Origin of the sequence: Mycobacterium sp., assembly GCF_035653355.1 — a bacterium.
GTDB lineage: Bacteria > Actinomycetota > Actinomycetes > Mycobacteriales > Mycobacteriaceae > Mycobacterium.
In genome coordinates this window covers 1-7,370 of sequence record NZ_DASRBZ010000356.1, presented here as the reverse complement: position 1 = coordinate 7,370, position 7,370 = coordinate 1, and the positions used below count along the sequence as shown (strand labels likewise).

Below are 7,370 nucleotides of genomic sequence, written 5' to 3'. Positions count from 1 at the left end.
TGAAGTAGGCGACCGCCATTTCCCCGGAGGCCACGAAAGCCGCGGCCCGGGTGAACAGTCCCAGCGCGACGAGCGCACCGGTGATCGTCTCGATCCACCCCGCGTAGTAGAACGGCCACTCGCCGACCGGGACAGTCGGTCCCACCGGCCAGCCGATCAACTTCTGCAGGCCGTGGCAGAGAAACAGCAGTCCCACCACCACGCGGAAAACCGTCAGGGCCACCGGCGAGTAGGTCCCGAGCCTGGCCTCCAGGTTGCGCGTCGTCATGCGACGACGATACGGCTACCCGTTCTTACACGTCGAAGTACAGCGCGAATTTCGTGCCGAGGTTTGTGCTATTAGCTGGGCTCGCTGTTCGACAAACCAACACGACAGGGCGTTGGGGTGTTGGCTCTTCAAAGCGGTTGTCGATCTAATGCGGCCGCACTGCGGCCGGACTGGGATGCGGAAGTCAACAGCTAGCGCCGAGCCGCGGTGCCGCCAGGTTTAGCCAAACACTGACGGGGTAGGCATTCCCAGCGCAAGAAAGCGCCTGTTCCGGCAGGATCCACATCGGTTAGCGAAAAGACCGACAGCGCGGAGGACGCGATGACCACCAACGTCGAACAGGCCAAAGAACCGGTCAGCGCGGTGTTGGCCGGACCCTATGGGCACCCGTTTCATCCCATCCTGGTAACGGTGCCGATCGGGGCCTGGGTCGCGAGCCTGGTGTTCGACATCGGTTCACACATTGTGGCTGCCCCCGGCTTCTTGACACAGGGGTCAGAATGGCTGATCGCGATCGGTGTCATCGGCGCGCTGCTAGCGGCGATCATCGGATTTTTGGATCTGCTGGCCATCCCGACCGGCACCCCGGCGTTTCGGGTCGCCCTGCTGCACATGACGCTGAACGTCGCCATCGTCACCGCCTACGTCGTCAACTTCATCTGGCGCCACAGCAGCTACACCCAACCCGTCGCGGTCGGGTTAGGACCGCTGGTGCTATCGGCGTGCAGTCTCGCCTTGCTGGGGGTGTCCGGATTCTTGGGTGGCATGTTGTCTTACCGCTACGGAGTCCGAGTCGCGCGCGAAGCCGACCAAATCGAAGCTTTCCGCCCTTGACTTCACCACCGTCATAGGAAGGACATGAATCATGGCTATCTCGGCACTCGTTCTATGGATCCTGACCGCCGGCGGCGGCTTTTACATGCTCGCCCAATGGGTCGGCGGCGGGGGGCATCGCCGCGCCAGCGCCACCAGGTTCCCGCCTGCACTAATCTTCGGGCATTTCCTACTGGCGGCTGCTGGGCTGGTGCTCTGGATCATCTACCTGGCAGTGGACAAGCGCCCCCTGGGCTGGGCGGCGTTGATCTTGCTGGCATTGGCCGCGGTGGGCGGATTGACCATGTTCGCGCTATGGGTGCCCACCTACCGCAGCCGGCACGCAGAAGTCGGTCCGGGCAGTCCGGGCAGCCAGCAACCGGCAATGGCCTCCGGTGACCACCCGCCTGAGCGCTCCTTTCCTGTCCCCATCGTGGGTGCCCACGGGGTACTGGCAGTGACCACCCTCGTCCTCGTGGTGCTCACCATGATCGGCATCGGAACCCGCTAGAGCCTCTCCAGACGACGTCCGGGCCGCTGGCGGTTCACGACGGCGCGGGCCGGGCTGCCTGAGGTGGCGCCGCACGCGCTGCTCGACCGCCACCTTGCTGGGATCCAATTGACGACTAAAACAACTGGACGAACGCTAGGCCGGACTGATCGCAATAGACTTGCGATGCAGCCGGATCAGCGCAATCGATGCACAACCGGCTTGCCTTTTCAGGGCACATCGCGTCCACGGACGTTGCGTAATGCAACGTGGCGCATGAGCCGCGTTGTTCGCTTTACCCTTGCTTGACGCCATCCGTGAAGTCGCCGATGCGCTCCCGTACGAATTGGGAGAAGGTTAACGGTGGACGTCCCAGCATGGCGGTGAGGGCTTGTGGATCGGGATGGATTGTGGGTGCCTTACCGTTGGCGAAGCCCGCACCGATTATCGAGATATGCTGCGCCATCGCGCTATTAACGACGTCAAGCCCGTTGACGACGGCGTCGCGTTCCATCGCATGCTTCCATTGCTCGTACGGGATCGGCTGGTAGGTGACCACACGGCCTGTTTCGGCGGAAATTATCTCTGCGATTTCCCTATGGCTGAGCGCCTCCGCGCCCGGCGGATAGCTGACAGTGGCGGTGCGCGGTGCGTCATTGAGGAGGTGGTGAATTGCCAATTCGGCCGCATCGCGTGCAGCGATCCATGGTGCCCGAGCATCGCCGAAGCTGTTCGCGATGATCGACTGCTGTCGTATCGAGCGCCCGTGCAAGATGACAACATTTTCGTGGAATAACGCGGCGATCCGCAGAATCGTCGGATTCAAACCCGCCCACATGAGTACTTCCTCCGCGACAGCCTGGGCCTGTCCAAGCATGCTCGGGCTCTGATGCGACGAGACAGCCATCGACATCACTACGACGTGTGGAGACTGATCCGCCTCCACGAGAACCGATGCGATGTTTGCGGCCGCCGACACGATGCCCGCGGCGATCGGATAAGCGAGATAGATCGCCGCCACACCGTCGACTGCAGCATGCAAAGTGTTGCGGTCGTGGAGATCTCCTATCACGACTGATGCGCCTCGTTCGCGCAATGCTGCGGTGCGTTCGTCGTCAGCTCGCGCCAACACTCGAACGTTGCGTTGGCGCGCCAACACTCCGTCAACGACGGTACGCCCGGTGCCGCCGTGCCGGCCGGTTGCGCCAATTACCAAAATGGTGGAACCAATAGGGTTTTCCGGCATCACAGTCCAATCGGTGTATTGGGAAACAGGTGTCGTCAGCGGCCTTCGTCTCGCCAAGCGATCATGTCCTTAAGCTCAGAAAAGTCGTATCCACTGTCGGTGGGGTGGATTTCGGTGGTGAACAGGGTGACACCTTCCTCACGGAAAGCGTCGGCGGTGTCGCGTCCCGTCCAGTGCACCGCTCGCTCGATCTGCTTCTCGTCACGCCCGGCCGAGGCGACGAGATCCTTGAGGATCGCATTCTTACGCTGATATTCAGGCACGCTCGCGAATGTGTGCCAAATGTCGGCGTGCTTGGCGACGATGGGCAAGGTACGGCGGACGCCCATGCCACCAATCAGGATGGGAATAGTTCGCACCGGCGGTGGAACTAGTTGTGTCAGTCGTCGCTCGATGCGGTCCAGGCTTTGTTCGAACAGGTCCATCCGCGACGTGACGGTGCCGAAGGTGTATCCGTAAACGGTGTAGTCCTTTTCGTACCAACCCGCACCCAGGCCGAGGATCAGTCGACCGCCGCTGATGTGGTCGACCGTGCGCGCCATGTCGGCCAACAGATCGGGGTTGCGGTAGCCGGTCCCCGTCACTAGCAGGCCGATCTCGGCACGGTCGGTGATTTCAGCCCAAGACGCCAGTGCGGTCCAGCCTTCGAAGTTGTTGACTTCTGGTTGTTCGGGCGACAGCTCAGGAAGGCCGTCTTCGGATGGCACGGTGAAGGGCTTATGGAAGTGGTCATATCCGAATATGGCGTCGGCGCCCAGCTCCTCGGCCTGGATCACTGCGTCTCGCCAGCTCCGGTAGTCCGGAGTGCCGCCCGGCCAGAGCTGAACGCCCACCCGAATGGTATTCGTCACGATTGCCCTCCTGACTTCCGCGGCGCGCCTCACGCGCGGTCGAACCACACAACGCTTCGGAGCGTGAGGCGATGCCCGGCTCTCGATTTCGGTTGCTAATGGAGGCCATAAGCAAAAACTGCCGGCCGGTGTGAGTGCAGGGAGAAACGAGAAAGTCCGATGCTGCGAGTCGACGACCGCAACAAAATTGTTGAGTTGGCGTAGTTCCGTGACAGTGAGGAAGCGGGTTGGCTGCCCAGCATGCCGGCCGGTTATCGGCACAGCTTATGGCCGTCAGTAGCAATGAGCGTAGGTCCGTAGCCATCACTTCTTCGGCCGGTTGCGTTGTCTCCCTAAGCGGCAGACCGCCGCACTGCCTTGACGAAGGGAGCGACCGTGAGAACCCAGACAAACGCTGCAATCCGCCGAATTCCGACGACCTCTGCAGTCGATGCCATCGCCAGCGTGGTCGGCCGATACGGCCTCGTGATCGTCATCGGCTGGATCGGCGCCTTGAAGTTCGCCAATTTCGAGGCCCACCAGATACAGCCTCTGGTCGCCAATAGTCCGTTCATGGGCTGGCTGTACCACATCTTTCCCGTGTACACGTTCTCGGCGTTTCTAGGTGTATTCGAACTGGTCGCTGCGGTGCTGCTGGCGATCAAGCCGCTGTCTGCGAAGCTGTCTATCGCGGGCAGCGTCCTGGCCATCGTTCTGTTCCTGGCGACGATCAGCTTCCTGTTCACCACCCCGGAGGTCAGTGAGCCGGCCGGGGGCGGTTTCCCCGCCCTGTCCCTTACCGGCGAATTCCTGCTGAAAGACATCCCTCTTCTGGGTCTGTCGTTCTGGACGCTGGCTGACTCCATCCGCGCGGCGAGGTCAGACTCAATCAGCCGGAACTGGCGCGAATGATTATGAAACGTGCTGATGCTGCATCCGCCTCGCAATGGTGCCCAGCCGGTGTGAGAACCCACTTACGTACAGGAATGGATCTCGGATGAGGGATAGAAGTGCAAAGCCAATCCTAGTTACAGCCGCCACAGGCAAAACGGGTCGGCATACGGTCCGTCTGCTTCTCGAACGTGGTTACCGGGTACGCGCTTTCGTGCATCGCCACGATGCACGTTCACAGCAGTTGGCAACCATGGGTGCTGAGGTGCTATCAGGTGACTTGCTCAATTTCTCCTCTGTCCGAACGGCTCTCGACGGTATCGACCGTGCGTATTTCGCATATCCAATCCGGCCGCGGTTGCTGGAGGCCACCGCAATTTTCGGGCAAACCGCGCGAGAATGCGACGTTAAGGCCATCCTCAACATGTCGCAAATTTCCGCGCGCCACGATGCCGGCAGTGACGCGGCGCGTCACCACTGGCTGGCCGAACGATGGCTGGAGTGGGCACCGTTCGCCGTAACGCACCTACGCCCAACGTTTTTCTCCGAATGGCTGCCGTTGTACGGCATCTTCACAGACCATGAAGGCGTGTTGCCGTTGCCACTCGGCGACGGAAGGCACGCGCCTATCGCGGCCGAGGATCAAGCGTATGTGATTGCGGCCATCCTCGCCGACCCCGAGCCACACGCCGGAAAGATCTACCCGCTCTTCGGGCCTGTCGAGATGCATCACAACGAGATTGCGGCCGCAGTTTCGCGAGCCCTCGGGCGCCCGGTACGGTATGACCCCATAACCATCGAGGCTTTCACCGCGCGGCTACGCGCCGCAGGCAGCCATGAACACCTTCTGCAGCACCTCAGAAACGTGGCGATCGACTACCGCAACGGCGTCTTCGCAGGAACCAACGACATCGTCGAAACGGTGGGACAAAAGAAGCCCATGACAGTTGAACAGTTTGTCCTAACCAACAAGGACATGTTCACTTCTTCGCCCGACCCGTGGCCGACGGCGCCGCCGCCTGGACGCGGTAAAGAGAATCGGCCTAATTTCCGCGTCAACGCAGGTCAAACTTAGGTTGCTGGCTACACGTCGAAGTACAGCGCGAATTCGTAGGGATGCGGCCGGACATTGACCGGCTCGATCTCGTTCTCGCGCTTGAAGGTGATCCACGTCTCGATCAGGTCGGACGTGAAAACGCCTCCCTCCGTAAGGTATTCGTGGTCGGCCTCAAGCCGGTCGATCACCGCGGCCAGCGACGTCGGCGCCTGCGGAATGTTGGCGGCCTCTTCCGGCGGCAGCTCGTAGAGATCCTTGTCGACCGGTGACTGCGGCTCGATCTTCTTCTTGATTCCGTCCAGGCCTGCCATCAGCATGGCCGAGAACGCCAGGTAAGGGTTGCCCGACGAGTCCGGGCAGCGGAACTCGAGCCGCTTCGCCTTCGGGTTGGTGCCGGTGATCGGGATCCGCACGCACGCCGACCGGTTGCGTTGGCTGTACACCAAATTGATCGGGGCCTCGTAGCCGGGCACCAGCCGCTTGTAGGAGTTGACGGTCGGGTTGGTGAACGCCAGCAGCGACGGCGCGTGGTGCAAGATGCCACCAATGTAGTGGCGGGCGGTGTCGGACAGGCCGGCGTAGCCGACCTCGTCGTAGAACAGCGGGTCGCCTTCCTTCCACAACGACTGGTGGACGTGCATGCCGGAGCCGTTGTCGCCGAACAGCGGCTTGGGCATGAAGGTGACGGTTTTGCCGTTCTGCCACGCCGTGTTCTTGATGATGTACTTGTACAGCTGCAGCTCGTCGGCCGCGTGCAGAAGCGTGTTGAACTTGTAGTTGATCTCGGCCTGACCGCCGCTGCCCACCTCGTGGTGGCCCTTTTCCAGCGTGAAGCCGGCGTTGATCAGGTTGGTCAGCATCTTGTCGCGCAGGTCGACGTACTGGTCGTTGGGCGCGACCGGGAAGTACCCGCCCTTAGGGCGGACCTTGTAGCCGCGGTTGGGGCTGCCGTCGGCCTCGGTCGCCGCGCCGGTGTTCCACCAACCGGAGATAGCGTCGACCTCGTAGAACGAACCGTTGATCCGCGAGTCGAAGGCCACTGAGTCGAAGATGTAGAACTCGGCCTCCGGGCCGAAGTATGCGGTGTCGGCGATGCCGGTGCTGATCAGATAGTTCTCCGCCTTGCGGGCCACGTTGCGGGGATCCCGCGAGTACGGCTCGCGGGTGAACGGGTCGTGCACGAAAAAGTTCAGGTTCAGCGTCTTGGCATCGCGGAACGGGTCGATGATCGCCGTGTCGGGGTCGGGCAGCAGATACATGTCCGACTCGTGGATCGACTGGAAGCCGCGGATCGACGAACCGTCAAAGGCCAGCCCGTCGGTGAAAACGCTCTCGTCGCACCCCGACGCCGGAATCGTGAAGTGCTGCATGATCCCGGGAAGGTCGCAGAACCGGACGTCGACGAACTCGACCTTCTCATCCCTGATGAGCTTGATGATGTCGTCGGCCGTCTTTTCGGACACCGAAGCGCTCTCCTTTACTGCGGGCTTCGAGTCTATTGCGGTCATTGAAGCGCTCTCCTTTACTTGGCCGTGACGATGGCCCGACCGAACGCTATGGAGGCCATGTTGCCCAAGGGTCAACCCTATGTTGCGCTGACGTTACGCGCCCCGGTCATTGGTAACTAGTACCAGGCCGGCTCGGCCGTATTGTGGGGGCCATGGCCCGCGCGATGGCATCGTGGCTTTCTGGCCCGCCACAACCGCCCCAATCCGGCCGCTCATCGGCTTACCCCGGTGAGGCGCTCGGCCTGCCTGAGAGTGGGCCGGGTTCGT

General features: G+C 61.8%; 8 protein-coding genes and 1 pseudogene. 5 read left to right on the top strand and 4 right to left on the bottom strand.

All coding sequences use genetic code 11. The annotated features are described in order from the left end of the window. Positions 1–268 (bottom strand): DoxX family protein (locus VFA16_RS12490; RefSeq protein WP_324968110.1); only part of this gene is annotated, 268 nt, incomplete at its 3' end. 321 nt (positions 269–589) lie between these two features. On the opposite strand from VFA16_RS12490, the gene VFA16_RS12485 reads away from it, so the two are divergent. Both VFA16_RS12485 and VFA16_RS12480 read left to right on the top strand, forming a co-directional pair. Then, positions 590–1,102, top strand: coding sequence for a DUF2231 domain-containing protein (locus tag VFA16_RS12485; RefSeq protein ID WP_324968109.1), 513 nt, complete (start codon positions 590–592; stop codon positions 1,100–1,102). Positions 1,103–1,133: 31 nt separating this feature from the next. Beyond that, positions 1,134–1,592, top strand: a complete 459-nt coding sequence (locus VFA16_RS12480; RefSeq protein ID WP_324968108.1) for a hypothetical protein — start codon at positions 1,134–1,136, stop codon at positions 1,590–1,592. Between the two features lie 274 nt (positions 1,593–1,866). Here VFA16_RS12480 and VFA16_RS12475 read toward each other — a convergent pair whose 3' ends face one another. Further along, the gene (locus VFA16_RS12475) at positions 1,867–2,817 is read right to left on the bottom strand and encodes an NmrA family NAD(P)-binding protein (protein WP_324968113.1); all 951 of its coding nucleotides are present in this window, start codon (positions 2,815–2,817) and stop codon (positions 1,867–1,869) included. Between the two features lie 35 nt (positions 2,818–2,852). Further along, positions 2,853–3,668: an LLM class F420-dependent oxidoreductase gene (locus VFA16_RS12470; RefSeq protein WP_324968107.1), complete on the bottom strand. Its 816-nt coding sequence runs from the start codon at positions 3,666–3,668 to the stop codon at positions 2,853–2,855. A gap of 399 nt (positions 3,669–4,067) precedes the next feature. Here VFA16_RS12470 and VFA16_RS12465 point away from each other — a divergent pair, with 399 nt between their 5' ends. Continuing rightward, positions 4,068–4,559: a YkgB family protein gene (locus VFA16_RS12465; protein ID WP_324968112.1), complete on the top strand. Its 492-nt coding sequence runs from the start codon at positions 4,068–4,070 to the stop codon at positions 4,557–4,559. 85 nt (positions 4,560–4,644) lie between these two features. Continuing rightward, positions 4,645–5,613 (top strand): NmrA family NAD(P)-binding protein, encoded by a 969-nt coding sequence (locus VFA16_RS12460; protein ID WP_324968106.1) that lies wholly within the window; start codon positions 4,645–4,647, stop codon positions 5,611–5,613. 8 nt (positions 5,614–5,621) lie between these two features. Here the strand turns inward: VFA16_RS12460 and glnA are convergent, their stop codons facing one another. Continuing rightward, complete coding sequence (gene glnA, locus VFA16_RS12455; protein ID WP_324968111.1) at positions 5,622–7,058, bottom strand: type I glutamate--ammonia ligase; 1,437 nt, start codon at positions 7,056–7,058, stop codon at positions 5,622–5,624. Positions 7,059–7,255: 197 nt separating this feature from the next. On the opposite strand from glnA, the pseudogene VFA16_RS12450 reads away from it, so the two are divergent. Then, a pseudogene (locus tag VFA16_RS12450) lies at positions 7,256–7,370 on the top strand (RDD family protein); the annotation flags it as partial.

What these genes read in the sequence shown, in the direction of transcription:
- VFA16_RS12485 (WP_324968109.1), top strand. Translation starts at nt 590, where the DNA reads ATGACCACCAACGTCGAACAGGCCAAAGAACCGGTCAGCGCGGTGTTG.
- VFA16_RS12480 (WP_324968108.1), top strand. Translation starts at nt 1,134, where the DNA reads ATGGCTATCTCGGCACTCGTTCTATGGATCCTGACCGCCGGCGGCGGC.
- VFA16_RS12460 (WP_324968106.1), top strand. Translation starts at nt 4,645, where the DNA reads ATGAGGGATAGAAGTGCAAAGCCAATCCTAGTTACAGCCGCCACAGGC.
- VFA16_RS12475 (WP_324968113.1), bottom strand. Translation starts at nt 2,817, where the DNA reads ATGCCGGAAAACCCTATTGGTTCCACCATTTTGGTAATTGGCGCAACC.